At 27.8% G+C, this 25,911-nt stretch carries 24 protein-coding genes; 18 read left to right on the top strand and 6 right to left on the bottom strand.

The genetic code is table 11. The features are described 5' to 3' along the window. Positions 1-295 precede the first annotated feature (295 nt). Genes rpsO through QMG63_RS00225 form a run of 8 tightly spaced genes read left to right on the top strand, consistent with a single transcriptional unit; the run spans position 296 to position 10,663 of the window. Positions 296-562 carry a 30S ribosomal protein S15 gene (gene rpsO / locus QMG63_RS00260; RefSeq protein ID WP_281860696.1) on the top strand — a complete coding sequence of 89 codons (267 nt, stop codon included), beginning with the start codon at positions 296-298 and terminating at the stop codon, positions 560-562. A 13-nt stretch (positions 563-575) separates the two neighbouring features. Beyond that, positions 576-2,729 (top strand): polyribonucleotide nucleotidyltransferase, encoded by a 2,154-nt coding sequence (gene pnp, locus QMG63_RS00255; RefSeq protein WP_281860694.1) that lies wholly within the window; start codon positions 576-578, stop codon positions 2,727-2,729. A gap of 8 nt (positions 2,730-2,737) precedes the next feature. Continuing rightward, entirely contained in the window at positions 2,738-4,255 is a 1,518-nt protein-coding gene (locus QMG63_RS00250) for a hypothetical protein (protein ID WP_281860692.1), read from the top strand. Next, positions 4,230-5,519 (top strand): LptF/LptG family permease, encoded by a 1,290-nt coding sequence (locus tag QMG63_RS00245; RefSeq protein WP_281860691.1) that lies wholly within the window; start codon positions 4,230-4,232, stop codon positions 5,517-5,519. Before QMG63_RS00250 ends, QMG63_RS00245 begins: the two co-directional genes overlap by 26 nt. Further along, positions 5,516-6,583: an LptF/LptG family permease gene (locus QMG63_RS00240; protein WP_281860689.1), complete on the top strand. Its 1,068-nt coding sequence runs from the start codon at positions 5,516-5,518 to the stop codon at positions 6,581-6,583. Before QMG63_RS00245 ends, QMG63_RS00240 begins: the two co-directional genes overlap by 4 nt. A gap of 18 nt (positions 6,584-6,601) precedes the next feature. Continuing rightward, entirely contained in the window at positions 6,602-7,729 is a 1,128-nt protein-coding gene (gene tgt / locus QMG63_RS00235; protein ID WP_281860687.1) for a tRNA guanosine(34) transglycosylase Tgt, read from the top strand. Next, complete coding sequence (gene murJ, locus QMG63_RS00230; protein ID WP_281860684.1) at positions 7,722-9,245, top strand: murein biosynthesis integral membrane protein MurJ; 1,524 nt, start codon at positions 7,722-7,724, stop codon at positions 9,243-9,245. Before tgt ends, murJ begins: the two co-directional genes overlap by 8 nt. Beyond that, positions 9,242-10,663, top strand: coding sequence for a HEAT repeat domain-containing protein (locus tag QMG63_RS00225; protein ID WP_281860682.1), 1,422 nt, complete (start codon positions 9,242-9,244; stop codon positions 10,661-10,663). Before murJ ends, QMG63_RS00225 begins: the two co-directional genes overlap by 4 nt. On the opposite strand, the gene coaBC is transcribed toward QMG63_RS00225, so the two are convergent. Continuing rightward, a complete protein-coding gene (gene coaBC, locus QMG63_RS00220; RefSeq protein WP_281862050.1) occupies positions 10,657-11,832 on the bottom strand; it encodes a bifunctional phosphopantothenoylcysteine decarboxylase/phosphopantothenate--cysteine ligase CoaBC in 1,176 nt (391 codons plus the stop codon). The genes QMG63_RS00225 and coaBC overlap by 7 nt on opposite strands. A gap of 56 nt (positions 11,833-11,888) precedes the next feature. On the opposite strand from coaBC, the gene QMG63_RS00215 reads away from it, so the two are divergent. From QMG63_RS00215 to miaA, 9 genes are read left to right on the top strand one after another with little or no spacing between them, the layout of a single operon-like run. Next, positions 11,889-12,083 (top strand): DUF997 family protein, encoded by a 195-nt coding sequence (locus QMG63_RS00215; RefSeq protein WP_281860680.1) that lies wholly within the window; start codon positions 11,889-11,891, stop codon positions 12,081-12,083. Continuing rightward, entirely contained in the window at positions 12,076-13,497 is a 1,422-nt protein-coding gene (panF, locus tag QMG63_RS00210) for a sodium/pantothenate symporter (protein WP_281860678.1), read from the top strand. Before QMG63_RS00215 ends, panF begins: the two co-directional genes overlap by 8 nt. 4 nt (positions 13,498-13,501) lie before the next feature. After that, a complete protein-coding gene (locus QMG63_RS00205; RefSeq protein ID WP_281860676.1) occupies positions 13,502-14,464 on the top strand; it encodes an RluA family pseudouridine synthase in 963 nt (320 codons plus the stop codon). Next, positions 14,442-15,386, top strand: a complete 945-nt coding sequence (locus QMG63_RS00200) for a hypothetical protein (protein ID WP_281860674.1) — start codon at positions 14,442-14,444, stop codon at positions 15,384-15,386. Before QMG63_RS00205 ends, QMG63_RS00200 begins: the two co-directional genes overlap by 23 nt. Continuing rightward, the gene (murC, locus tag QMG63_RS00195) at positions 15,376-16,782 is read left to right on the top strand and encodes a UDP-N-acetylmuramate--L-alanine ligase (protein ID WP_281862028.1); all 1,407 of its coding nucleotides are present in this window, start codon (positions 15,376-15,378) and stop codon (positions 16,780-16,782) included. Before QMG63_RS00200 ends, murC begins: the two co-directional genes overlap by 11 nt. 11 nt (positions 16,783-16,793) lie before the next feature. After that, on the top strand, positions 16,794-17,660 hold the full coding sequence (locus QMG63_RS00190; protein ID WP_281860673.1) for a YicC/YloC family endoribonuclease: 867 nt from the start codon (positions 16,794-16,796) through the stop codon (positions 17,658-17,660). Continuing rightward, entirely contained in the window at positions 17,657-18,193 is a 537-nt protein-coding gene (cmk, locus tag QMG63_RS00185) for a (d)CMP kinase (protein WP_281860671.1), read from the top strand. The genes QMG63_RS00190 and cmk overlap by 4 nt, the downstream gene beginning before the upstream one ends. 28 nt (positions 18,194-18,221) lie before the next feature. Further along, on the top strand, positions 18,222-18,419 hold the full coding sequence (locus tag QMG63_RS00180; protein WP_281860669.1) for a DNA-directed RNA polymerase subunit omega: 198 nt from the start codon (positions 18,222-18,224) through the stop codon (positions 18,417-18,419). Further along, positions 18,406-19,308, top strand: coding sequence for a tRNA (adenosine(37)-N6)-dimethylallyltransferase MiaA (gene miaA / locus QMG63_RS00175; RefSeq protein ID WP_281860667.1), 903 nt, complete (start codon positions 18,406-18,408; stop codon positions 19,306-19,308). The genes QMG63_RS00180 and miaA overlap by 14 nt, the downstream gene beginning before the upstream one ends. Positions 19,309-19,484: 176 nt before the next feature. On the opposite strand, the gene QMG63_RS00170 is transcribed toward miaA, so the two are convergent. Continuing rightward, positions 19,485-19,844: a hypothetical protein gene (locus QMG63_RS00170; protein ID WP_281860665.1), complete on the bottom strand. Its 360-nt coding sequence runs from the start codon at positions 19,842-19,844 to the stop codon at positions 19,485-19,487. A 78-nt stretch (positions 19,845-19,922) separates the two neighbouring features. Here QMG63_RS00170 and QMG63_RS00165 point away from each other — a divergent pair, with 78 nt between their 5' ends. Next, positions 19,923-20,471, top strand: a complete 549-nt coding sequence (locus QMG63_RS00165; protein WP_281860663.1) for a TDE1717 family outer membrane beta-barrel protein — start codon at positions 19,923-19,925, stop codon at positions 20,469-20,471. On the opposite strand, the gene QMG63_RS00160 is transcribed toward QMG63_RS00165, so the two are convergent. The 4 genes from QMG63_RS00160 to QMG63_RS00145 all read right to left on the bottom strand — a co-directional run bounded on the left by QMG63_RS00160 (position 20,464) and on the right by QMG63_RS00145 (position 25,908). Further along, entirely contained in the window at positions 20,464-21,252 is a 789-nt protein-coding gene (locus tag QMG63_RS00160; RefSeq protein ID WP_281860661.1) for a phosphodiester glycosidase family protein, read from the bottom strand. The genes QMG63_RS00165 and QMG63_RS00160 overlap by 8 nt on opposite strands. Further along, a complete protein-coding gene (locus tag QMG63_RS00155) occupies positions 21,245-21,757 on the bottom strand; it encodes a hypothetical protein (RefSeq protein WP_281860659.1) in 513 nt (170 codons plus the stop codon). The genes QMG63_RS00160 and QMG63_RS00155 overlap by 8 nt, the downstream gene beginning before the upstream one ends. Positions 21,758-21,840: 83 nt before the next feature. Then, complete coding sequence (locus QMG63_RS00150; protein WP_281860657.1) at positions 21,841-23,280, bottom strand: PTS transporter subunit EIIC; 1,440 nt, start codon at positions 23,278-23,280, stop codon at positions 21,841-21,843. A gap of 141 nt (positions 23,281-23,421) precedes the next feature. Continuing rightward, positions 23,422-25,908 carry an ATP-dependent RNA helicase gene (locus QMG63_RS00145; RefSeq protein WP_281860654.1) on the bottom strand — a complete coding sequence of 829 codons (2,487 nt, stop codon included), beginning with the start codon at positions 25,906-25,908 and terminating at the stop codon, positions 23,422-23,424. Between the last annotated feature and the right edge of the window lie 3 nt (positions 25,909-25,911).

The following is a 25,911-nucleotide window of genomic DNA, read 5'->3' as shown; positions in this document are numbered from 1 at the left end:
CGGAAAATAATTAGTAGTATAAATCTTTTTAAGAATAATACTATTAGTTTTATTGCAGTACTTTTTACAAGTGACAATAAAATAGAAAATATTTTAAAGAGAGGGTTTAATATGCTGAAATCACGATTAAAAATTAGCTTAATTGATTTTATTGGTATTTTATGCAACTTGGTAAAAAAGTCTTTGGTTTGTTTTTGTTATTTGAATGAAAAAATATTATAATTTACTTTGAAGATTTAATTATAGCAAAAAGGTCTATTTTAGGCTTTGCTATGATGGTATAGGAGTCACTTTTATGGTTAGTAAAGAACAAAAACAAAAAATAATTACAGAGTTTGGTAAAAATCCAAATGATACAGGTTCAGTTGAAGTGCAAGTAGCGTTAATTACAGATAGAATAAGGTATTTAACAGAGCATTTAAGGATCAATAAAAAAGATCATAGCTCTAAGAGAGGTTTATTAAAGTTGGTTGGGCAGAGAAGAAATTTGTTAAGATATTATCAGAAGAAAAATTTGGAAGCTTATAGAACCTTAATAGCTAAACTTGGAATTAGAAAGTAATAAGGGGTTGATTTTGAGAAAAATTTTGAAGTTGAAAGTAGGAAGGGAAGATTTAATTTTAGAGACAGGTTTATTGGCTAAGCAAGCAAATGGTACGGTTCTTGCTACTTATGGTGGTTCTACTGTTCTTGCTACGGTATGTTGTTCAGATTCAGCTCGTGAGAATTTGGATTTTGTTCCTTTATCTGTTGAATATAATGAAAAATATTATGCTGCTGGAAAGATTCCTGGAGGATTTATTAAAAGAGAAGGTAAACCAAAAGACAAGGAAGTACTTGTTTCTAGATTAATAGATAGACCTATGAGACCGCTTTTTGATAAGAGATTTGGTAGAGAAATTCAGGTTGTTCCAACGACTTTGTCTACAGATCAGATGAATCCTCCTGATATTGTTGGGATGAATGCTGCTTTTGCGGCTGTTTTTTTGTCAGATATTCCGTTTAATGGTCCAATTGCGGCTGTTAGAATAGCTTATTTGAATAATGAGTTTATAGTAAATCCTTCTTTTGATGAAATACAAGATTCTATTCTAGATATTGTTGTTGCGGGCAGTTTGCATGGTATTACAATGGTTGAAGGTGGTGCTAATGAGGTTAGTGAGGAAGTATTGCTTGCTGCGATAGATAAAGCTTATGAATATATTAAACAAATTTGTAATCTTCAAAAAGAATTTATACTTATAGTAGGTGAGAGGGAAAAATTACCACTTGCTTATGAGGAAAGGGTATTTGAATTTAAGGCTGAACTTAAAGATTTTATTTACTTTGAACTTAAAGATGCTTGTTTTGTGAAAGGAAAGCTTAATAGAGATAAGGCTATAAAATTAGTTAAGCAAAAAGCCTATGAACATTTTTCTTCTGTAAGTCAGGTAAATGAAGAGAATGAAACTCTTTTTTATAAAGCTCTTGATGATTTTGAGCAAGAAATCGTTAGGAGATCAATCCTGGAGAATAATCTTAGGACTGATGGTCGTAATCCTACACAGATAAGAGATATTGTTGCTGAAGTTGATCTTTTAAAAAGAACGCATGGTTCTGCTCTTTTTACAAGAGGTGAGACCCAGGCATTGGCTGTAACGACTTTAGGTACAAGTATTGATGAGCAAATAATGGATGATATTGATGGTGATAAGCGTCTTAATTTTATGCTTCATTATAATTTTCCTCCATTTTCTGTTGGTGAGACAGGTAGACTTATGACTGGCAGACGAGAGATTGGACATGGTCATTTAGCCCAAAGATCTCTGGAAGCTATGTTACCTAAGAAAGATGATTTTCCATATACTATTAGAGTAGTATCTGAGATATTAGAATCAAATGGATCCTCATCAATGGCTACAGTGTGTTCTGGGAGTATGTCTTTAATGGCCGCTGGTGTTCCTGTTAAGGAGCAAGTAGCAGGAATAGCTATGGGACTTGTTAGTGAGGGGGATAAGTATGTTATCTTAAGTGATATTCTTGGAGAAGAAGATCATTTGGGTGATATGGACTTTAAGGTTGCAGGAACTAAGAATGGAATTACTGGTTTTCAGATGGACATTAAGATTTCAAATGTTACAAAGCAGTTGATGAAGGATGCTCTTGCACAGGCACGAATTGGAAGAATGCATATTTTATCTATTATGGATTCTGTAATTTCAAGATCAAGAGATGATATATCTGTTAATGCTCCTAAGATTATTCAGTTACAAATTGATATTGATAAAATTTCTCTTGTTATTGGATCTACTGGTAAGACAGTTAAAGCGATTACAGATGAGTTTGAGGTTAGGGTGCAAATTGAGCAAGATGGTAAAATTACTCTTTTTGGGACTGATAACTTAAAGATGCAAAAAGCAAAGGCAAGGATAGAGAGTATTGTAAGAGAACCTAAAATTGGTGAGATTTATGAAGGGATTGTTAAAAAGATTAATAGTTTTGGGGCCTTTATTGAGCTTACTCCTATCAAAGAAGGATTTTTAAGTAATCGACCAAAATCAAGGGATGATAGATATGGTGATATGAGGCATTCCAGATATGATAGTGGTAGACATTCTAGATATGGTAGAGATAGTAGGAATACATTTGCTATTCGTCCTCCAAGATTAGAGGAAGGACAAATGGTTAAGGTTCGAATATCTGATATTGATAAGTTTGGTAAGATTGAACTTGAATTAGTTAGAGATTAGTAAATGTTATGAGATTTGTAGATCATATAAATAATATTTTTAAAAATAAGCTTATTTTTGTGAGCTTATTTTTGTTTTTTTCATGTTTAACTAGTAAGGATATTGATTTATCTCCTAATTTTATCGAGGATATGCAAAAATTAAATGTTGATGAATTTGATATTGAGGAGTTAGATCTTAATAAAAGAAGTCATTTATTGGGCCTTAGAGATGATGAATTTTTTTTCTTAAGTGATGCTTTTTTAAAAGAGGATAATTCTTATTTTAAAAATGCTAGAGAGAATTATGCTCGAAAAAATTTTGGCATGACCAGTTACTACTTGAATAAAATAGTAACTGATGAGAAAAATTATGATAAAGAATTAATTGCTAAAGCCCATTTATTTTTTGGTTATATGAATTATAACATAGGCTCTTATGATTTAGCTGAATATCATTTTGATAATTTTTTAAAAAATTATCAAAATTCTCATGCTAGTCTTAGGGTTGCTGAATTAAAATATTTTGTTAAGGATAAAGTAGGTGCAATCTCTGCATTAAAGGATATTGATAAAACTTCTCTTAAGTCAGGCTATGATCTAGGAATTTATAATTTCTTGAATAATAAATTTAGAATAAATTATTTAAATTTAGAAGCTTTAGGATTTTTAGATAATAGTATTTTTGATATGTTTGTTTTAGGGAGTAATATTTTTGTTTCAAACATATTTGGTGGTCTTTTAAGATATGATGTTAAGAATAATAAATATAAGGTTTATATTAAAGATAAAAAAAGTATCGTTTTAAATGGACTTAAAGGGTTTGCAGATCATAAAGGAGTTATATACGTTGGTGGAAATAATGCTCTTTATTATATTGATGATTTGGAAGGAGCTATTAAAAAAGTTAAAATACCTTTAAATGTTAATTTAAATAGCATACAAGTTTTACTGAGTGCTAAAGATGGAATTTTTGTTGGTACTCTAGATGCTGGACTATGGTTTTACTCCGATGCAGGTGATTGGACTTATATCAAACTTGGTTCTAATAAGATTTCATCACTATATTTAGATGTTCGGGAAAATTTATTATTGGTAGGAACAATGGATAAGGCTATTTATAGCATTGATCTAACTAATTTTAATAAAATTAAACATTTAAATTTTTTTAGCAAAATAGATAGTGAGAGAAATATTAATTTTATAAAGAAGCATGATGATGTTTATTACATTGGAACTTATGGAGGAGGTCTTTTTAGATTAAGTTTAGATAATAATACATATGTAAAATATAATGTTAACAATGATCCTAGCATTGGGTATTTTCTTGATATGGAAATTAGGGATAATAAGTTATTATTTGCAACTTTTGAACATGGTTTATTAATTTATGATACAGTAAATGATAGTTGGGATTATTTAGGACCTAGTGATGGACTTATTAGTTTAAATTTAGTAAAAATTTTAAATTTTGATGATTATGTTGTGCTTGGGACTTTAAATAATGGTTTGGTTTTTGTAAATGAGAGTATTAAAAAACAATTATGAATCTTACATAATTATTGAATTTTTTAAGTATTTCTTAATTACTTTTTTGTTTTTTTTCTTTGTATTTTTCATAAACCAAATACTTTTTTTTATGAGAATACTTCTTCAAAATTATGTTCCTTTTTTAAAGGCTTTTATTTTTGTTATATATTCACTTCCTATGATAATTGCTCTTTCACCTCCCTTTGCGGCTTTAATCTCAGTAATACTTACCATTTATAGATTTAAACTTAATAATGAAATATTGGCTTTTAGATCAATTGGAATATCTATTTTTGATTTATTAGTTCCATTTTTTAAATTAGGAGTAGTTATTGCATTGATTTCGTTTATTACAAATGATTTTTTACTTCCCCTTGGTTCTATTGGTAGATTGAGAATTTTTAATGAAATTAAACAAGAAATACCTCATTTGATATTAAAGCCTTATTCAAGCAAACAGTATGGAGATTTAATATTTGTATCAGGAGAAAAATCTGAAACTGGGTATAAAAATGTTACTTTTTTTGATAATACTAGACTTAAAGGTTATGACAGAATATTTATAGCACGGGAACTTAATATTCAAAAAGAAAATTATCAGGTATATTTTATTTTGAATGATGTTTTATCAATTGCTTTAACAGATGATGAGAGTGGGTTTTATGATTATTTTTATGCTGATCGGATGAAATATTCAATTGATCAAGTAACGTTTAGTGATAGTTGGTTATTAAGTTATATTGCACCATCGCAGATGAGTATTAGAGATGTTATGAAACTTATTGTTAAACAAGATAAATTAGTTAAAGAATTAAATATGAAAAATGATTTAGAGGAAGATCTTTTGTATTTAAATTTTTCAAATATTTATTTGAATTATTTATATGATAAAAATAGTTTTTTAGATGAAGAATCTGTTCTTGAAAACTTAAGTTATATGCATAATTTAAGTTTAAATTATAACCCTTATGAAGATCTAATTGTTAAGAGAAATTATGCTCTTTATTGTTTGGAATTTTATCAAAAAATTAGTTTATCATTGTCTGTTTTATTTTTTATCTTTTTGGCTTTTGGTATGGGGATGTACTCAAATAAAAAATATTCTATTATTCTTGAACTTGTGATTTCAATTCTTATTTGTGTTTTTTATTGGGTAATGTTTATTGGTGGAAAAGTTTATACTGTCCAGTATTCTTCAAATCCTTTTCTTATTACTGTCTTGCCAAATGTGATGTTAATTTTTGCAGGTTTGATACTTTTTTTGAGACTTTTAAAGAAATGAAAGTAGATAAGCTTTTTGTGAATAATATATCGTTGACTTTTTTGTTTATGAATTTTCTTTTTGTGATCTTAATTGTGCTTATCGATTTATTTACCAATCTTTTTAATTATCTTGATCATAATCTTAGTATTAGTGATATTGTTTATATTTATTATCTTTATTTGCCAAAGTGTTTTTCAGATGGTTTGGCTTTGTCTTTTCTTTTTGCTGTTTCTAATCTTATTGGTAATCTTTCTATGAGAAATGAAATAATAGGACTTTTTAGTTGTGGTATTTCTATTTCTAGAATATTAAAATCAATAATTGTGCTTAGTATTTTTATCTCAGTAATGCTCTTTTTTTTTGATAATTATTTGGTTATAGATACTATTGCTAAAAGGGATGCTTTTCTTAAAAATAGTGTTGGCAATCAAGGTGCAAATGATAGGAATATAATCATTAGGGATTTTGCAAGAGAAATTTACAATATTAAGCATTATGATATCGAGAATGATACTATTGCTGACTTGATGATTATTTTAAAAGATCAAAATGATAATTTTAAAAAAAGGTATGATATAAGTAAGGCTGAGTGGATTGATTCTGGATGGCGGCTTTATGGTGTTAGAGAATTTTCTAAGGTCAAACGAGATGTGATAGAAAAATTTCATGAAGTTCTTGATGGCAGGGAGATTATTAATTTAGAGCCTGAATATATTAAAATAGTTATGCTTTCGTCAAAAACGTTGAATTTTTCAAAGCTTATTAGCTGGATTAGAGTTCTTAGGAAAGAAAAATTAGATTATTCTGAAGCTTTATTTGATTTGTTAAGCAGAATATTTTTTTCATTTAGATTAATACTTCTTAGTTTTACTGTGAGTTTTGTAGGGCTTGTTTTGAAAAAAAATATTTTTATATGGAGTTTGTTAAATAGTATTGCATTTGCAGTTGTGTATGTTATGTCAATTATGGTTTTTAGTTTTTTAGCAGATCTTGGATATTTACCTATAGCAGTTGCAAGTTCGTTACCCACTATTTTGTTTACTATTATTAATTTTATTATTTATAATCTTGTGTGTAAGTAGTAGGTTTTTTTGAATTTTATGTTTAGTATCATTAAAAATGACAAAAATTCTAATGCAAGACTTGGTGTGCTTGAACTTCCTCATGGGAAGGTTGAAACTCCGTGTTTCATGCCAGTTGGTACTTTGGGTGCAATGAAAGCTTTAAAGCATGATGTACTTGAAAAATTGGGATGTGAGCTTATGCTTGCAAATACTTATCATCTTTATTTAAGACCCGGCATTGATGTGATAAAAAAATATGGAAGTTTACATAATTTTACAGCCTGGGATAAAAATTTTTTGACAGATTCTGGAGGATTTCAAGTATTTTCTTTAGCTAATTTTAGAAAGATTGAGGCTGAGGGAGTAGATTTTAAATCGCATATTGATGGTTCTAGGCACTATTTTACACCTGAGAGTGTATTTAAAATGCAAGAAATTTTTGAGAGTGATATTATTATGGCGCTTGATATTTGTAGTTCTTATGGAATTGATTATAGCGAGGCAAGTTTGTATACAAATATTACAACCTCTTGGGCTCGTCGTACATTGCGTGCTTATGAGAATAGAAAAGAAGGGTATGATGGTCTTTTATTTTTAATAACCCAGGGTAATTTTTTTAAAGATTTGAGAAAAAGAAGTACCGAGGCGATTTTAGAATTAGATAGTCCTGGTGTAGCAATTGGTGGAATTTCTGTTGGAGAACCGAGAGATAAATACTTAGAAATTCTTGAATATAATTCTTCATTAATACCTAAGGTTAAGCCAAAGTATGTAATGGGAATTGGTACTCCTCACTATATATTAGATGCAATATATTATGGTATTGATATTTTTGATTGTGTTAATCCTACAAGAATTGCTAGGCATGGTTCACTTTTAACTGATAATGGAATATTGCGTATTAAGAGGGCTGAGTTTAATTTTGATACTTGTCCTGTTGAGTGGGATTGTTATTGCACTTTATGTACAAGGTATTCAAGAGGGTATTTAAGACATTTAATCAAATCAGAAGAAACTCTTGGAGTGATGTTGGCCAGTGAACATAACATTCATTATATGTTTAGACTTATTAAAAAGGCTAGAAATGCAATTATGAATGGTGATTTTACAAAATTTAGAAAGCTTTATTTAAGCAAATATGATGAAGGTAATTTAAATGAATAAAGATATTCTCTCAACAGTTATTGTTATGGTTTCGATTTCTTTTTCACGTATAATGGGTTTTATTAAAATTAAGGTATTCTCTTACTATTTTGGGGCAAGTCTTGAGTCAGATATTTTTAATTATGTTTTTAATATTCCAAATAATTTAAGGAAAATTATTTCAGAAGGTGCAATGACTTCAGCTTTTATGCCGGAATTCACTCATGAGAGGAAAAAATCTAGTAAACATGCTATTGATTTTTTCAGACGAGTTATCACTTTTAATATTATAAGTATTAGTCTTATTATTTGTGTTATGATCCTTTTTTCTCGACAAATTATGTATTTTGTATCTTCTTATAGAGGTAGTCATTTGGAATTGGCTAGTTGTGTATTTAATTATTTAATACTTTATGTTTTACTTATAAGCTTAGCATCGGTATTTTCGTCGGTTTTAAATTCTTATAAGTTTTTTTTTATTTCATCTTTTTCTCCTGTTATGCTCTCTTTTAGCATTATATTAAGCATATATTTGTTTTATAAGCAGTATGGAATCTATAGTGCTGTTATTGGAGTAATTGTTGGTGGGATTTTGCAATTTTTAGTTCAGATGATCAATTGTATTTATATTGGTTTTACATATAGACCAATGTTTAACTTTAATGATTCTTCATTTTTAAGATTTTTAAAAAGATGGACGTATATGATTATGTCAGCTTTAGTGACAATTGCTACTCAGCAAATTTCATTTGCTTTGGCATCAGTTCTGGATATTGGAAGTGTTTCTGTTTTAAGTAATGCAATTGTTTATTATCAGCTTCCTGTTGGAATTTTTTATGTCTCTATTTCTACAGTTATTTTTCCTAAAATGGCAGAATATGCCTCTTTAGGAAATAATAAAGGATTAAATTTGATTTTGAATCATGGAATTGATATTTTGATTTTTATTTTGATTCCAATGTCATTTTTAATGTATATTTGGGCTGGTCCTATTTTAAATTTATTACTTACAGGGGGTAAATTTTCCGTATATGACACTCAAAGAACCGTTAACGTACTACAATATTTTTTAATTGGATTACCATTTTCTTCAATTTTTGGATTGTTTCAAAAATATTATTTTTCGATACGTAACTCAAAAATTCCGCTTTACTTTAATCTTCTTTTTGCTGTTATTGATATTACAATCTCAATTTTTGGTATTAACTTTTATAAAGTGGTAGACATTTTGCCTATTGCACAATCAATTTCTTTTGCTTTATGTGTAGTTATTTTTTATTTCGTTGGACTTAAGGGGGGGATGAAGCTTGAATTTGTTAGATCTTTAGTAGCGCTTATTAAGGCGTTTATTTCCCTTATTCCCTTATATTTATTTTATACTCTTTTTAAAAATTTTAAATGGGATGTAGGATTTAATTTCAATAATTTTTACTTATTAAGTGTTGCAGGTGTAATTAGTATTGTTATTTTAATACTGTGTTATTATTTGCTTGGTGTTAATAAGGTTTTTAAGTTTATTAGTAGGGAGATTTTATGAGGTATTTAGAGCTTGTTTTTTTCTTTTGTATAGTGCTTGATATTTCTGCTATTAAAGGAACAATATTGTCAATTAAACCTTTAGTGTCCCAGGATCATAAGATCAGTAAGGATATTACAGAAAATGATTTAAAGAGGGATGATACTCAAAATCCTGTTCTTGAAAATGTTAACTTAGATGTGAAGCGGGTAAATGATGCTATTTCTTATGGACTTGATGCCCAAGTTATTGAAATTATTAATAGTCTTAAAAAATCAGGTGATGGTGAATATAATGCTTTGCTTGAAAAGAGATTGAAGAAAACTTTTAATATTGATCTTAAATTAGCAATTCTTGATTTGTTTTTATCACTTAAATATGCAGGCAGTGTTGATACTGCTAATTATATTCTTGATAATTATGAGAGCAATAGATATCCTAACAATTTGATCAATTTGGCAATTTTGTATCTTAAGGAATTTGGCAGTAAGGATTCTTTAAAAAAAACTCTTATTGATATTCTTGAAAATAAGGAAGGGAATATTGTAGCTACTGCTGCTTATTATCTTGGTGAGCTTTCTTCTCCTGAATACTCAAAAGATATGATGAATGTTTATGATAAATATTCTGGTAATGATGGAGTTAAATCGGCAATACTCATTGCTCTTGGAAAATCTGATGCTATTAATTATGCAAATAGATTTTATGAAATTTCTGTTGATAGTTATGAAAATCCAGAAATTAAGGCCTCAGCTATTAAGGCTCTATCATATCTTTTTCCTGAGAAAATAACAGAGAGCACTGATTTGTATCTTCAAAATAATAATAACAATTATAATATTAAAATTGCCATTGTGGAAGCACTCTCAAGGGACGTATCTTTGAAATCAAAAGAGATTTTACATGATTTTTTAAGGGATTCTGATGCTAATATTAGGATTAGTGCCGTTGAGGCTATTAAGAGGCATGGTGATATTGCTTCAAAAGAGGTATTAATTTATAAGATCAAAAGCGATCCTTCTTTAAAAGTCAGGGAAGCATCAGGTAGAGCTTTAGTAGATATGGGGTTTGGTTATGAAGAGATACAAAATATAATGTTTGATTTTAGTGTTGAAAATAACTTTAAACTTACTATGTTTAGTTATCTTTTAGATAAAGATGTAAATTCTGCACGTTTAATCGCTTTAAATCTCTTGGAAAAAGAAAATATTAATAAACCTTCAAAGTTGCTTACAAGTATTGCTATGTTTCTTGCAGCTAGAAAGGGTAATTTTGATAATTTTTATTCTAAGATTATTGAGAGTAAAAATATTGATTTAATGAATCTAGCAATTAAGGGCGCTATTTATAATAAATCTGCACTACTCTTAGATAAGCTTAAAGAGATCAAGAGAACAACTCGTTCAGAGTATTTAAGAAAACTTTTAACGAATTATTGATATAAAATTTTTAAAATTTCTGTTGCCGTTTCTTTTTTTGATATTTCAGGAAGTTTTTTAACACTATTTTTGTCTATTATATAAGTTTTGTTTAGGCTTGATCCAAAATATTTTAAGTCGTTTGCAATAATATAGTCTAGGTTTTTTGTTTTTAATTTTTCTTTGGCTTTTTCTATTAAAATTTCATCTTTTTGAGCACAAAATCCAATAACAATTTGGTTTTTAGTTTTGTTTTTGCCTATATGTTTTATTATGTCTGGATTTTTGATGAACTTAATATGAAGGTCTTTAATAGCATCTTTTTTGATTTTAGTCTTATAAATTTTATCAGGTCTAAAATCTGCAACAGCGGCAGCGCCAATTATAACGTCAAATTCTTGGTATATGTTTATTGCTTCTTTGTACATTTCTGATGCTGTTTTTATTCTAATAACGTTTATTCCATAAGGTGTTTTTTCATTGCTGGGGCCTGTAATTATTGTTACATGGGCTCCAAGATTTCGTGCCTCAATGCCTAGACTAAAGCCCATTTGTCCTGTTGATTTATTTGAGAAGTAACGAATTGGATCTAATTCTTCTTCAGTTCTAGATGCAGTTATTAGTATTTTTTTGTTTTTTAATGGTAATTTTGGCTCTAATGCGTTTAATATTATTTTTAAAATATCATTTTCATTTTTAAGTCGTCCAATAGCATTTAAGGAACATGCCAGAGATCCTTCATCAGGTTCAATAAATTTATAATTATATTTTTTTAGTTTTTTAATGTTTTCTTCTAAAATGGGGTTTTGATACATTATGTTGTTCATTGCTATTGCAAAATAAGTTGGAACAGTGCTTGCAGATATGACTGTAGTTAAAGTATCATCAGCAATTCCTGATGCAATTTTAGAAATGATGTTGTATGTTGCTGGAATAATTAATATTAAATTTGCCCATCTTGCCAAATTTATGTGTTCTACTTCTTCGTGGCTTGTATTCCACAGGCTTTGAATCACTCTATTTTTAGAGATTGTCTCTAGTGTTAAGGGAGTAATAAATTTAGTCGCGTTTTTTGTCATTATAACTTTGACATTATACCCCATCTTTACTAAATTTGAGATAATATAGGTTGACTTATAGGCTGCGATTCCCCCACATACCCCGATTAATATATTTTTATGTTTCTTCATGTTTATTTTATACATTATAATATAATTATATTTAATTTTTTCAAAAGGATTTTTAATTGATAAATAAAGTATTTTTTGCAAATATTATATATTTATTTCTGTTTATTTGGTGGCTTTTATCAGCTTATTTATCTTACTTTCCTATTGATATATTTAATATTCCTCTTTGGTTTTTTTTGTCATGTATCTTGTTTCCTATTTTCAGTTTTTTATTAGTGTGTTTTTTTGTGATTTTTTTTAAGAATGACTAAAGCATTTTTTTTATTTTTTATCTTTTTGATTTCATATTGTGCTTTTGGCATCTTTTTTGGAAAAAAAAGGGGAGAAGTGTCATTTTTACATAATTATTTTCTTGCAAATAAGGGTTTAAATTTTTTTGTAATGTCATTAGTTGTTGCTTCTACCTATATTAGTGCTAGTAGTTTTATTTCAGGCCCTTCGGCTGTTTATAAATATGGATTGTCTTTTATATTTTTAGCAGTTATTCAAATTCCTACAAGTTTAATTTCATTTGTCATTATTGGTGAAAAATTGAATTTGGAAGCTAAAAAAGTTAATGCAATAAATATTGTTGATTATATTGGGTATAGATATCTTAGTCGATCTTTAGTTTTTGTTAGTAGTGTGATAATAATTTTTTTCTCTTTGTTTTTAATTTCAGCTCAGCTTATGGGAGGTGCTAAACTTTTAGAGGTTTTTTTTCAAATTAGTTATACTGATGCTCTTATTTTTTTCTCTCTATTTGTTTTTTTATATGTTTTCTTGGGAGGGTTTAAGATAGTAGCATATATGGATTTAATACAAGGTATTTTGATGATCATAGCGTCTGTACTATTATTTTCAAGGTTAGTTGATTTGGGAGGTGGAATTAGTAATCTGTTTAAGGTGGCTCGGTTAAATCTTAACGATGATCTATTTTTGCCGTCAAATTTGAATTTGAAAATTGAATATATAATTTCTTTTTGGATACTAATAGGAATTGGGGTTTTGGGGCTACCACAATTTGTTAATAATTTTATAGCATTTAAAGATGTGAAAGCTATTAGATTTTCTCTTCCTATTGTTACTTTTGTAATAGGATTTTTTGTTGTTATTATGCATTTAATAGGTTTTTTTTCTCTTATTATTTTTCCTGAATTTGAACCAAATGATAAAGTTATCTTAAATGTAGCATTAAAGGTTTTAAATCCTAAAATATTTATATTATTTTTTATAGGACTCTTATCAGCGATAATGTCTACAATAGATTCAGGTCTTCTTTTACTGTCTTCTATTTGGGTAAAGTCAATATTGTTATTAAGTAAAAATATTAGTGCTAAGATTGGAATTAATAAAATTATTATTATTTCTAATGTTTGTTTTATGTTAATAATAGTTTTTTTATCTTTAAAACCACCTGACTTTTTGCTTTTTTTAAATATTTTTGCGATTGGAGCTTTGGAAGTTTCATTCTTTTCTATTATTGTTTTTGGACTTTATTTTAATTTTGTAAGTAAAATATCGGCTTTTATTTCTCAAGTTTTGGGACTTTTGAGTTATTTGATCATAGTTTTTTATGGTGAAGTAGGTAGTTATTATTTTCATCCTATTCTTCCTTCACTCTTTATTTCTGTATGTTCATTTTTGATAGTTAATTTTGTTTGTCAAAAATGTAGTAAAATTTAGTTGTATGTTGTCTTTAAATGTTAAGAATGTTGGTAAATATAGTGTTATTAATGTTCTAAAGAATGATGATGGTAAAAGACTTGATGCAGTGTTGACAAAGTTTTTAAAATTCCCTAAATCTAAAATAATCAGGCATATTAGAAATGGAGATATTCTTTTAAATAATTTAAAAGTTTCCTTTTCGCATAGGATTTTTAAGGATGACAAAATTTATTTGTATAAACCTTTACTGCAGGGTTTGAGCTTAAACAGGGTAATAGTCAAAGATGAGGCTGCTATATTAAGAGATATAAAAAAAAGAATAATATATGAAGACGCAGATTTGCTTGTAATTAATAAGAGAAAGGGAACTTTGGTTCATGGGGATAGATATTCACTTGATACTTTGATTAATGCTTATCTTGCAGATGAAAGTCTTGGTTCTCTTAGTTTTAAACCCTCCGCTGTGCATAGATTAGATAGAAATACTTCAGGACTTATTATTTTTGCAAAAAATATAAATTCTGCAAGAATTTTAAGTCAGGCATTTAGTAGTGCTATTGTTATTAAAAAGTATCTTGCTTTACTTGATGGCGTGATTACAAAACCTTTGACTTATAAAAATTTTTTATATCGAGATAAAATTGCAAGAAAAACTTTTGTTATCAATGATATAGATAAATGCAATGCTGTAACTGATATTAAACCAATTTTAGTGTCTAAGTCTTCAACACTTGCAGAGGTGTCAATTAAGACGGGATTTACACATCAAATAAGAGCACAATGTGCATTTAATAGACATGCTTTGATTAATGATAAGAAATATGATTCTCAATTTGTAAAAACCAATTACTTTTTACATTCTTTTTTGATAAAATTTAACCAGTCATTATTTTTAAGAAATGAATTTTTTGTTGAACCTAGTTCAGATTTTTTAAAACAGATAAGTAATATTTTTGGTGTATATGATTTTAAGGGATTTATTTAATAAGTGCACATTTAAAAATGTCTTAGGTACAGTTAAAGACATTTCAATTGCCATTAAACATAAGTTTGTAAAAATTAAGGTTTATTCTTTAGTGGGTGTTGCTGGTACTGGAAAAAGTTTTAGATCCCATTTGATAGCAGATAAATATTCTATTCCTTTGATAATTGATGATGGTGTTTTAATAAAAAATATGAAAATTATTGCTGGGAGTTCTGCTAAGTTTGAGAATAATATGTTTGATGCAATAAGACGTTCTATTTTTGAAGATGATGTTCATAGAAACGAAATCGTTGAAGTTCTTCGCAGAGAAAATTTCAATAAAATATTAATATTGGGAACAAGTATTCGAATGATAGATAAAATAACTTCTAGACTTTTCTTGCCTAGTTCTTCTAAAATTATTTATATAACAGATATTTCTACTAAAAGGGAAATAGAAAAGGCAAGAATTTCAAGACAAATGGGAGAACATGTTGTTCCAGCAGCTGCCTTTGAGATAACGTCTATTAAGCCTAATTTATTATTAGATTCAATACGAGTTTTTTTTAAAAGTAAAGGATTTTTATCAAAAAAAAGAAACTATATTCGTTCTATTGTAAAGCCTCATTTTCATGAAGAGGGTGGCATTTTATCTGTTTCTAAAAATGCTGTAAGACAAATTATTGAACATTGTGTTTCTGGATATAATGAAAATTATATTGTCTATAATTTAAAGATTAAAAAAAATCAAGGCAGTTATTCTTTTAAGCTTTTTTTAGATATTCCACTTGAAAATAATTTACTTAATGATGCGGAAATGCTTAGAAGTTATATTATTGAAAACGTACTAAAATATACGGTAATTAATATATCTGGTATTGATGTTATTATACATAGATTCTATGATCAAAAAGGTGATTTGGAAAAGAATAATGAATGTTGACTTGGATAATTTAAGTAGTATTTTTTTTGTAGGCATTAAGGGCTCTGGACTTTGTTCACTTGCCTGTTTTTTTAATGCTAAGGGGTATTTTGTAGAAGGTGTCGATGTTCCTTCCAAATTTCATACAGAAGATATATTAACTAGCAATAATATATCTTATTATGAAAATATTTATGAATTTTCACTCAAGGTTCATAATAAATCATATGATATTTTAATATATTCCCCAGCTTATGATAAGGATAATTTATCTGTTTTGTTAGAAGCGCGTGAACTTGGTATTCCTATTCTATCTTATCCTGAGGTTATTGGAAAGATTTCTGAAAAGTATTATAGTATTGGAGTTGCAGGTTCTCATGGGAAAACTACTACAGCAGCATTTTTGGGTCTATTGTTTAATACTCTGGGATTACAGCCTAATGTAATATTAGGTGCTAGTGTTAAAGATTTTGGAGATAAATCTAGTCTTGTTGGTCAAAGTAATATATTTATTGCAGAGACCTGTGAGTATAGAAATCATTTTTTACACTTTTCACCGGATATGATTGTTTTAACTAACATCGATTATGAGCATGTTGATTTTTTTGAAAATTATGAAGCAGTTGAGAATGTTTTCTTGCAGTATATTAATAATTTAAAGAAAAATGGAATATTAATAATAAATGCTGATGAAGTTAATTTACTTAAAATTGAAAATAGAATTTTGAGAAAAGATATTAAAGTGTTTAGTGTTGGATTTAATTCTTTAGCTGATTTTAAGATTGAACGTTTTGAGGTGATAGACGAGTTTTTAAAGTTTGATTTCTTGGGGGGTATTGATATTAGACTAAGGTCTCCTTTGATGCATAATGTTTTAAATTTTGCATTATCACTTTTGGCGTTAAAATTATTTTTCGAGGAACATAAAAAATTGGTTTGGAGGTTTGATGATCGGATAAAGATGATAGCTAAAGAATACATGGGGATAAAAAGAAGGATGGAATTTATCATGGAAAAAGATGGAGTTATATATCTTGACGATTATGCTCATCATCCAAAAGAAATTAGAAATACTCTTTTGGGATTGAAGACTTTTTATAAGGGTAGGCGTATTATTTTAGATTTTATGCCACATACTTTTACAAGGACAAAAGTTCTTTTTGCTGAGTTCGTTAAAGTTTTAAGTAATGTTGATGTGTTGATTTTGCATAATATATATCTTTCAGTTAGAGAAGATTTTGATCCTAATAAACTTTCTAAAGAACTGTTTCTGGCTCTTAAAAATTTAAATCAGAATGTTTATTTTTTTAAGGAAGTAGTCGATTCTGTTGATTTTATAAAGGCTTTGTTAAAGAGAAATGATTTATTTGTTACAATGGGAGCTGGTAATAATTTTATTTTACATGATTTTTTGTAAAGGTATTTTGAATGAAAAGTATGACTGGATTTTTTCACTTAGAAAGAGTTGTTTCAAATTATATGTTTAGTGTTAACTTAAAATCTTATAATGGTAGGTTTTTAGAATTTAAATTTAAATTACCTGAGGTTTTATATGCTTATGAGATTGAGATAAGGAATTTAATTTCAAATTATGTTAAAAGGGGAAATGTTTTCTTAAATGTAGGGTATAAGGAAATGGTTCCCAATATTAATTTTAGTTTAAATCATCATTATATTGAAGCTATTGCTCATCTTAGAGATAGCTTATTGCATAGTAATTTAAACATTAAGGATGAATTGAGTCTTAGTGATTTTTTATCTTTAAGAGGGGCTTTAATTGTTGATGAGGGTGATGTTAATCAAGAAATGATTTATCATGCTTTTAAGGAAGTTTTGGAAGAGACTTTATTAAATTATGATAAAAGTAGAATTTTTGAGGGTGAAAATACTAAACAAGATATAATTTCAATTCTTGTGTTAATACGGAATGATTTAGAATTGTTAAAGGGATCTCAGAGTAGTATAAATAGTAAACTTTTTTTAAGTCTTAAGGGAAATTTATTAAAGTTAATGGATGATTTTAGTGATATTAATATTGCAGAAGAGGCTGCTAAAATGTCAATTCGATTAGATATTAATGAGGAAATAGTAAGATTATATTCACATGTAGACAATTTTTATCAAAATCTTGAAAATGAAGTATGTGGCAAGATTTTAGAGTTTATTGTTCAGGAAATGCATAGAGAGGTTACAACAATGAGCAACAAAGCCATTGATCTTGATATTAGAAATTTAGTTTTAAACATGAAATTAAATTTAGAGAAAATAAAAGAACATCTAAGGAATATTGAATGAGAATAGCTGTTTCTAGCAAGAGTGGTTGTGGTAATACAACTATTAGTGGGATGCTTGCAAAGCATTATGGTCTAAAGCTTATTAATTATACTTTTCATGATATTGCTAGAGAGAAGAATATGTCCTTTGATACGTTTTATGAGAAAGAAATCATTGGTAGAAATGATCATTATTGGGATGAATATCTTGATAGTAAATTATTGGAGCTTTCAAAAGAGGATAATACAGTTCTTGCATCTCGTCTTGCAATTTGGCTTGCCAAAAATGCCGATTTAAAGATATATCTTTATGCTAAGATAGAAATTCGGGCAGAGAGAATAATAAACAGAGAAGGTGGTATGTATTCCGATATTTTGAGGAGCACTTTCAATAGAGATTTTAATGATTCAAAGAGATATTTATCTGTATATAATATAGATATTGATAATTATTTAAATGTAGCTGATTTTATAGTTGATACAACTGATAAATCTGCAAATAAAGTTTTTGAATTGATAAAGGATGAGATAGATAATAGAGGATTTATATATTAAGTAAATAAATTAAGGAGGTTTTAAAGAAATGAAAATACCTTTAAAAGAGATACAAGATTTTGATGGCAATTATTATGAACTTGTTATGGCAGTTATAGTTCGTACAGATCAGATTATTGATCAAATTTCTTTAGCAGAACATTCTATTTCTAATGAGAGAGTAGTAAGTCAGGCTTTTAATGATATTGTAACAGGTCAATTTACGTATTCAATTGAAGAAAAATAAAATAGTTTTTATTTTTGGTCCCACAGCTGTAGGGAAAAGTGATATTTTATTCAATTTTCCAAAAGGTATAGCTGAAGTAATTAATGTCGATTCTATTCAAGTTTATAAAGAGTTTGATATTGCTTCTTGTAAACCTAGTATTGAATTGAGGTCTCATATAAAACATCATTTAGTGGATTTTTTGGAACCGATTGAAGAATATAATCTTGGAGTTTTTTATAAAGAAGCAAGCAAGATAATAAAGAATTTAAGAGATCAAAACAAGCTTCCTGTATTTGTAGGCGGATCAGCTTTTTATTTTAAGCATTTACAATATGGATTGCCCAGCACCCCTCCTGTTTCTTCTAAAATAAGATTTTATGTAAATAATCTTTTTACTACAAGGGGGAAGGATTATCTCTTAGAGGAACTTAAGAGAGTAGACTTTGAAAGATATGAGTCAATCAATGAAAATGATATTTATAGAATTAAAAGATCACTTGAAGTTTATTATCAAACAGGTATTCCAATTAGTCAATTTTTAAAAAAAGGTCAGATGATTGAGGATGTTTTAGCTATTGGCCTGAAAAGGCCTATGGAAGAGATGAGGTCTAGAATAATATCTAGGGTAGGGAAGATGATTGATTGTGGATTGCTTGAAGAGATTAAGAGTTTATTAGGGAAAGGATACGATGAGACAACACCGGCTTTTAAAGGAATAGGGTATCGTGAATTTTTGTTGTGGAAGAGTAGACCTTATTCTATGTTAAATGATATAATAAATCTAATAATTAAAAATTCATTTTTATATGTAAAAAGGCAGATGACTTTTTTTGATAAAATTCCTAATGTTTTGTGGTTTCATCCAGATGATGATTTAAGAGACATTTTGGATTTAATTTTTGTTTAATAAGGAGATATGAAGAGTGCCTTGCGGAAGAAAAAAAAAATTACAAAAAATATCTACTCATAAGCGAAAAAAAAAGAGAAGAAAGAATAGACATAAAAAGAAAAACAAGTAATAAAAATGTTAGTTGGTTTTTTGCTAGCTAACATTTTTATATTATTAGTTTACTTAATTTAAATTTATTCAATAATTATATTATCTATTATATTTATGTCTTTACTAAAGATGTACCCTTTTTTTCCTTTGTAGGTTGCTAGTATCCATTTGCCTTTAATTCCGTGTTTTTCTGTATTTTGCATTATTTTTTCAATTTTTACTATTTCGTCTTTTCTAATTATTGTTAGATAATTATAGTTAGTATTGTCCGTTTTAGTTACATTGTTTAAAATAGCATAATTTTTTGTTATGATTCCTACTTTTCTTGAAAATCCTAAGATACTACTTTTGGGTAAGTTGAATTTGTTTATTAAAGAAATTTCTAATTTTTTGCTGCATGTTAAAAATATTATAGAAATTAAAGACAGTAATTTTATTTTCATACTTTTATTATATATGTTACTTGATATACAGTTATATATAATAATATAATGTTTCTTTAGAAAGTGTAAGGATTATCAATGAAAAAATATTTTTTTTTATTATTTTTATTTTTTCCTTCAAGTGCTTTAATATTCGCATATCCATTATCTTTTGGAGGGGGATTTGCTTATCAATTTACTAATTATACTAGCAAAAGTGATATAAGTAATTCTATAAAAAATTATAGTAGAGTGGATAATGGAATAAATCTAAGTTTGTTCTTTGATGTTAATTATGTTATTTTGGATCTCTCTTATAAAGATGCTTTTTTATCTAGTCATCATAGTAGATATTTTGCTTTTGGGCTTTATGGAATTTATCCGATTGTTTTTAAGGAATATGTTAGAACATTATTTCCCCTTCTTGGAATTAAATATACACTTGATTTAAGTGCTAAGAGACAAAATTTGGTGTTTTTGTCTTTGGGATTTGCTACGGATTTTTTCGTTCCTGAAGTTAAAGGACTCTATATTAGACCTTTATTTATTCTTTCAATTTCACCTACTTCTCTTTCTGTAAAGAATTTTTCTTCTCTAACCACTGAGGTTACTCTTGGAATTAATATTGGTTGGAAATTTCTCAATTAGACAGTTTTATTCCTAAGTGAAAAGGGACTATTCTCTCTTGTCCAAAAAGGTTAGATGTAGCATTAAGTTTATAAGCAGATTTGTTGGATTTTGTTACAAGTGTGGTTGAACCACCTCCATCTAGATTAATAGAGTTGTTAATATCATAACTTAATGATAGATCTATTGCTTCATTTAACGAGATTCCTTTGCTATTATTAGCGCCTCTTCCTTCTACCGTTATTAGATATAGGTGTTTGTTTCCTTTATCACTCCCTATTATTGTTCTTGGATGTTTATTTTTTTTAAAATTTTTGGTGTATTTTCCATTTTTGATTAAAGGAAAGAAACCGCTAAAACCATAGTCAGAATTTTTGATTTCATCTTGCTTGGGATTTAATATTATTTGATTGTTCTTGATTATAATTATTCCTTGATCTTTTTTTGCATTGGAGATTATTTTTTTATCATATATGTATAAACCGTTAGGGTAGAATATATTGTCTTTAATTTCATATGGACTAGTGTTAATAGCAATATCTACCTTGTTGGAAAGTAAAAATTGACTTGTTGTTTGGCCATTAAAGTAGTAATTATTAGTTTTTGTGTCATAAATAGGTTTTGATATTATGAACTTTAAATTTTTGTTTTTAATCTTGATAATGACGTAATTACTTTCTTTAAAAGAACCTTTAATGATTTCATATCTCATTTCCACGTTTTCTGGATTGATTGATTTTTGTGCTGATAAAACGCTTGCTGTCATAATTAATATTATTACGCTTAAAAATTTTTTATTCATTTCTCTTTATTTTATAAGAATAAATGCTCTTAGGATACTTGTTTAAAATTATATTTTTTATCTTTAAAGAAATTTTGTCATTTTTTATTCTTGCAATGTTATATAATTGATAAATTATTTTTATATCTAACTCTTTATGTTTGTGTAAGATATCATTGATTTCGTTCTCGCTTATATTTTCTTCATTGATTCTAAGTTTTAGTAACAAAATCTCGTTTTTTATGTTTTTATCTTTAGGATCTTGTATTTTTTTTAAAAAATTATTAGCTTCTTCATATTTTTTTATTTTAAGTAAATATTTGGCCATGAGTAGATAATAGTATTCTGAATTTAGATTCTTGATTGCATTTATTGTTTCGAGTTCTTTTGGTAAATTGTTATTTAAGTTGTATAGCATATATAATTTATTTAATTTTTCTAAATTTTCTTTGTCTGTAGCATATGTTAGAACAAAAGGAATTATTAATGACAAGATCAACAATATTTTAGATTGTATGAGATTCATGTAATTTTATTTAAGTTATTATACACTTTTTTAGTGAAAATAAGAAGAAAAAATTTTATTTATTTCTTCTTATTCTTTATGATTTAAGTTTTAGATTTTATATAATTTGAAATTTGTTCGGATTTTGCTCCGAATATTACTTGCACTTGATTTCCTAATGTAATGATTGTTCCAGTAGCTCCAAGTTGTTTCATTAAATCCTTATTTACTAATGAGGAAGAGTTAACGTCTACTCTTAATCGTGTAAAACATGAATCAATATTTGTTATATTGTCGAGTCCCCCAAGAGCTTGGATAATTTTCTCAAAATTTTCGTTTTGGGATAGTTTAGAATCATTATTAGAAATTATTTGCTGTTTGGTATTGTCTTCACGGCCAGGTGTTTTAATTTTAAATGTTTTGATTAGTGTTATGAAAATGGTGAAGTATACAGTTCCAATTACAAGTCCTATTGGTAGTATTAGTAAAGCATTTGTTGATTTTGGAAACATTAAGAAGTAATCTATTATTCCTGCGGAGAGTGAAAATGCTATGCGTATTTCAAGTATATTAGTAATTACTAATGATATTCCAGTTAAGATCGCATGTATTAGATAAAGTAAAGGTGCTATTAACATGAATGTGTATTCTATTGGTTCTGTAATTCCTGTTAAAAATGAAGTTAGTGATGCAGAGAGTAAAATACCACCTACTTCTTTTCTTCTTTCTTTTTTTGATGTTAAGTACATTGCAAGAGCTGCACCTGGTAGTCCAAACAGCATCACTGGATACATCCCCGATGTAAATGCGCCAGCGTTTGGATCTCCATTTAAATATCTTGTAATTTCTCCTTGAATTATGTTTCCGTCATTTGTGGTATATTCTCCAAATACAAAATATACTAAAGTGTTTAAAAGCTGATGCAGGCCTGTTATTATGAGAAGTCTATTTAAAAAGCCGAATACAAATACTCCTAAATTACCAGCTTCTATCATCCAGTTTCCAATTTGATTAATAGTTATTTGTAGAGGTGCCCATATGAAAGCAAATATTATGGCAAGTATTGCAGACAATATTCCATTAGCTATTGGCACTAGTCTTTGCCCTGAAAAAAAACCTAAAAATTGTGGTATTTTGTAGTTTGTTATTCTATCGCTAAGCATGGCTGAACTTATGCCTGTAATAATACCTCCCAAAACGGACATGTTAACAGGTTCTGATTTTCCGTTAATCATTATTGTAAATGTAGATAGCCCTGCATTTAAAATTAGGTATCCTACGGCCCCTCCAAGCGCTGCGGCTGCTTTATTATTTTTAGATAGTCCCATTCCGGTTCCGATTGCAAATAGTATGGGTAAATTCCCAAAAATGGCACCGCCTGATTGTTCCATTAATCTGCCAATTTGTCTAAGCATGTTGGAAGATTCTGTAGTTTCTATTATGAGGTATCCAAAGCCAAGTAAAAGACCAGCAATTGGTAAAACGGCTGCAGGAGTTTGTACAGCTTTTCCTAAATTTTGTATATTTTTAATTAAATTATTCATATTTATCCTCCATTAATTTATATGTTTTTTATTAGTTACAGTTTATATTAACTTTAAATATGATTCTAGTTTAAATAAAATTAATTTATTTATTTTTTTGTTAATATTTATTTTACAGTCTTAAATGTGATTTATGAATGTTTAAAAAAAGAAGTTTAATTTTTTATAAACTTTATTTACCATTTTTTTAATAGGATCAAGTTTCTTAATATTGTCTTTGTTGTCGATTAGGGTTTTTATGCTATCCATTGATTCCTCAATTGCTACGATAAAGCTTTTTTGAGGTTTGAGCCAAAAATTGTCTGAGTAGTTACTTTTAAGTGATAGGAAAAGAACTGATTTTTTATTGGGATGTTTAATGAAATTCATAGTGCATTTTAAAATATTTTGCATCTTGTCAATTTCATTAATGTTGATATTTGCGCTTTCATATGTTTTAATAAGCGACCAGTCTGATTCCATACCATTTACTATACGCATTATTTCTATTAATTGCTTATTTTTGAATATTATTAAATTTTCATGTGTTAATTTTGCAAGGACATTTCTTATTGCTTTCTCTTCTGAGTTTTTTAATCTTTTTGAGATTAATTCTTGAACTTCCTTTAAGCTAATTGTTAATTGATTTTTATTTTCATTGTGAGTATTAAATTTCTTTCCCCCAATAGTTATTTCATTTTCTAATAAATGTTTTTTATCTTTTTTTGCTATGTTTTTGTGGGTATGATTTATTTTTTTATTTTCTTGTTGAGTGTTTTTTTGTTCATTTTCTTCAAATTGAATATCGTTGATCCATTCTTTTTTAAGTACCCCAATTGATCTGGCATATCTTTTACTTGTCTCTATTATTTCTCCTGCTACGAAATATTTTACAGAATCTGTGTTAATAAGTGAGCCTGGATGAGTTACTATATTTTGGGCTTTTATTGTTTTATATTTATTTTTTGAAGTTTTAAAGCAAATGTAATCTCTCATGCCTTTCATTATGGATTTTAAGTACCCTTCGTGATCAATTTCATGTTTATGTACTATTGGTATGTTGAAGCTACTTACAATATTTTCAAGTTGTCTTTGTACGTTAGTAATTTCTTCAAGACCTTGTAAATCTAAATAGTTCTCTTTAGCAAAGGTTTCTTTATTAATGGCTTTTTTATAATCTTCAAATATATTAATAAATCCTATTAAGTCACCTAGTGGATTTTTATATTTTAGATGGGCTTGTCTGGCTTCTATTTCTTCGTTTTGAGGTAGTAAGAAAATTCCACTTGTGGATAAAAATGATAGTCCAATTGTGGTTGGATATATTGCTTGTTGATAGTTCATCATTGCTTCAACTAAAGCTCTTGAATGTATTGGTATTAGAGGGAATATGATCATATATTTTCCAATTTCCGTAAGTTCATTTTTTTCATTTATTGCATCTAAGGATTTTAATATGTCACTTGCTGTTTGAATGGATTTAATTGATGGTTTTGAAATGAAGTCAAATCTTGTAAAATTTCTAATTCCAATATCCGCCATTCTTAAGATTACTTCAGAGAGATCTGTTCTGTATATTTCTTCCTTTTGATATTCGTCTCTTAATTGATATTCATCTCTTTTATATAATCTGTAACATGTTCCCTTTGCAAGTCTTCCTGCTCTTCCTGCTCTTTGTGTTGCAGATGATTTTGAAATTGGTACTTCTTGAAGTGAGTAAGTGTGTGTTTTCATCTGAAATCTATTTGTTTTGACTTTTCCGCTATCAATTACTATCTTGATATTTTCAATTGTAATTGAAGTTTCTGCAATGTTTGTTGATACTATAATTTTTCTTTTATTCTTTGGTGTAGGCATAAATATTTGTTCTTGTGCTTCTTTTGCCATTCGACCATATAAAGGTAATATTATTAAGTCTTGTTTGGAATTCAGTTCATAAATTTCTTTTATCGTTTCTTTTATTTCTTTCTCTCCAGATAGGAATATAAGGATATCACCTTCTTTTTTTTCTTTGATTATACCACTAATTATTTCTTTTATTTTTAATATCATTGATTTTGATGTATTGAGTAGTGGTGGATTATAGATTATTTGTACAGGATAAGTAATTGTTTCTATGCTAAGTATTGGAGCGTTATTAAAGTATTTTGAAAATACTTGTGTATTTATTGTGGCAGATGAGATGATAACTTTAAAATCCTCTCTTTTGTTTAATATATCTTTAATAAGTCCTAGTATGAAGTCTATGTTTAAACTTCTTTCATGAGCCTCATCTATTATTATTACGTCATATTCATAAAGTAGGGTGTCTTTTTTGAGTTCTTGTAATAAAACCCCATCTGTCATTAATTTTATCTTTGTTTTGGAGCTTGTGACTTCTTGAAATCTTATTTTATAGCCTACCTCTTCTCCAAGTTTAACTTTAATGTGTTTTGCAATATATTCTGCTATTGATATTGTGGCTATTCTTCTTGGTTGTGTTATACCAATTTTACCAAGTTTTATTAGCCCTGATTCATATATTATCCTTGGTATTTGTGTTGTTTTTCCACTTCCTGTTGGACTCTCTATTATTAAAACGTTGTTTGTTTTTAAATTTTTAATTAATTCATCTTTATATTTGTAAATGGGAAGCTCAAAATCATTCATATC

Origin of the sequence: Candidatus Borrelia fainii, assembly GCF_027925085.1 — a bacterium.
GTDB classification, from domain to species: Bacteria; Spirochaetota; Spirochaetia; order Borreliales; family Borreliaceae; genus Borrelia; species Borrelia turicatae.
This window is presented reverse-complemented; position numbering and strand designations above follow the sequence as displayed.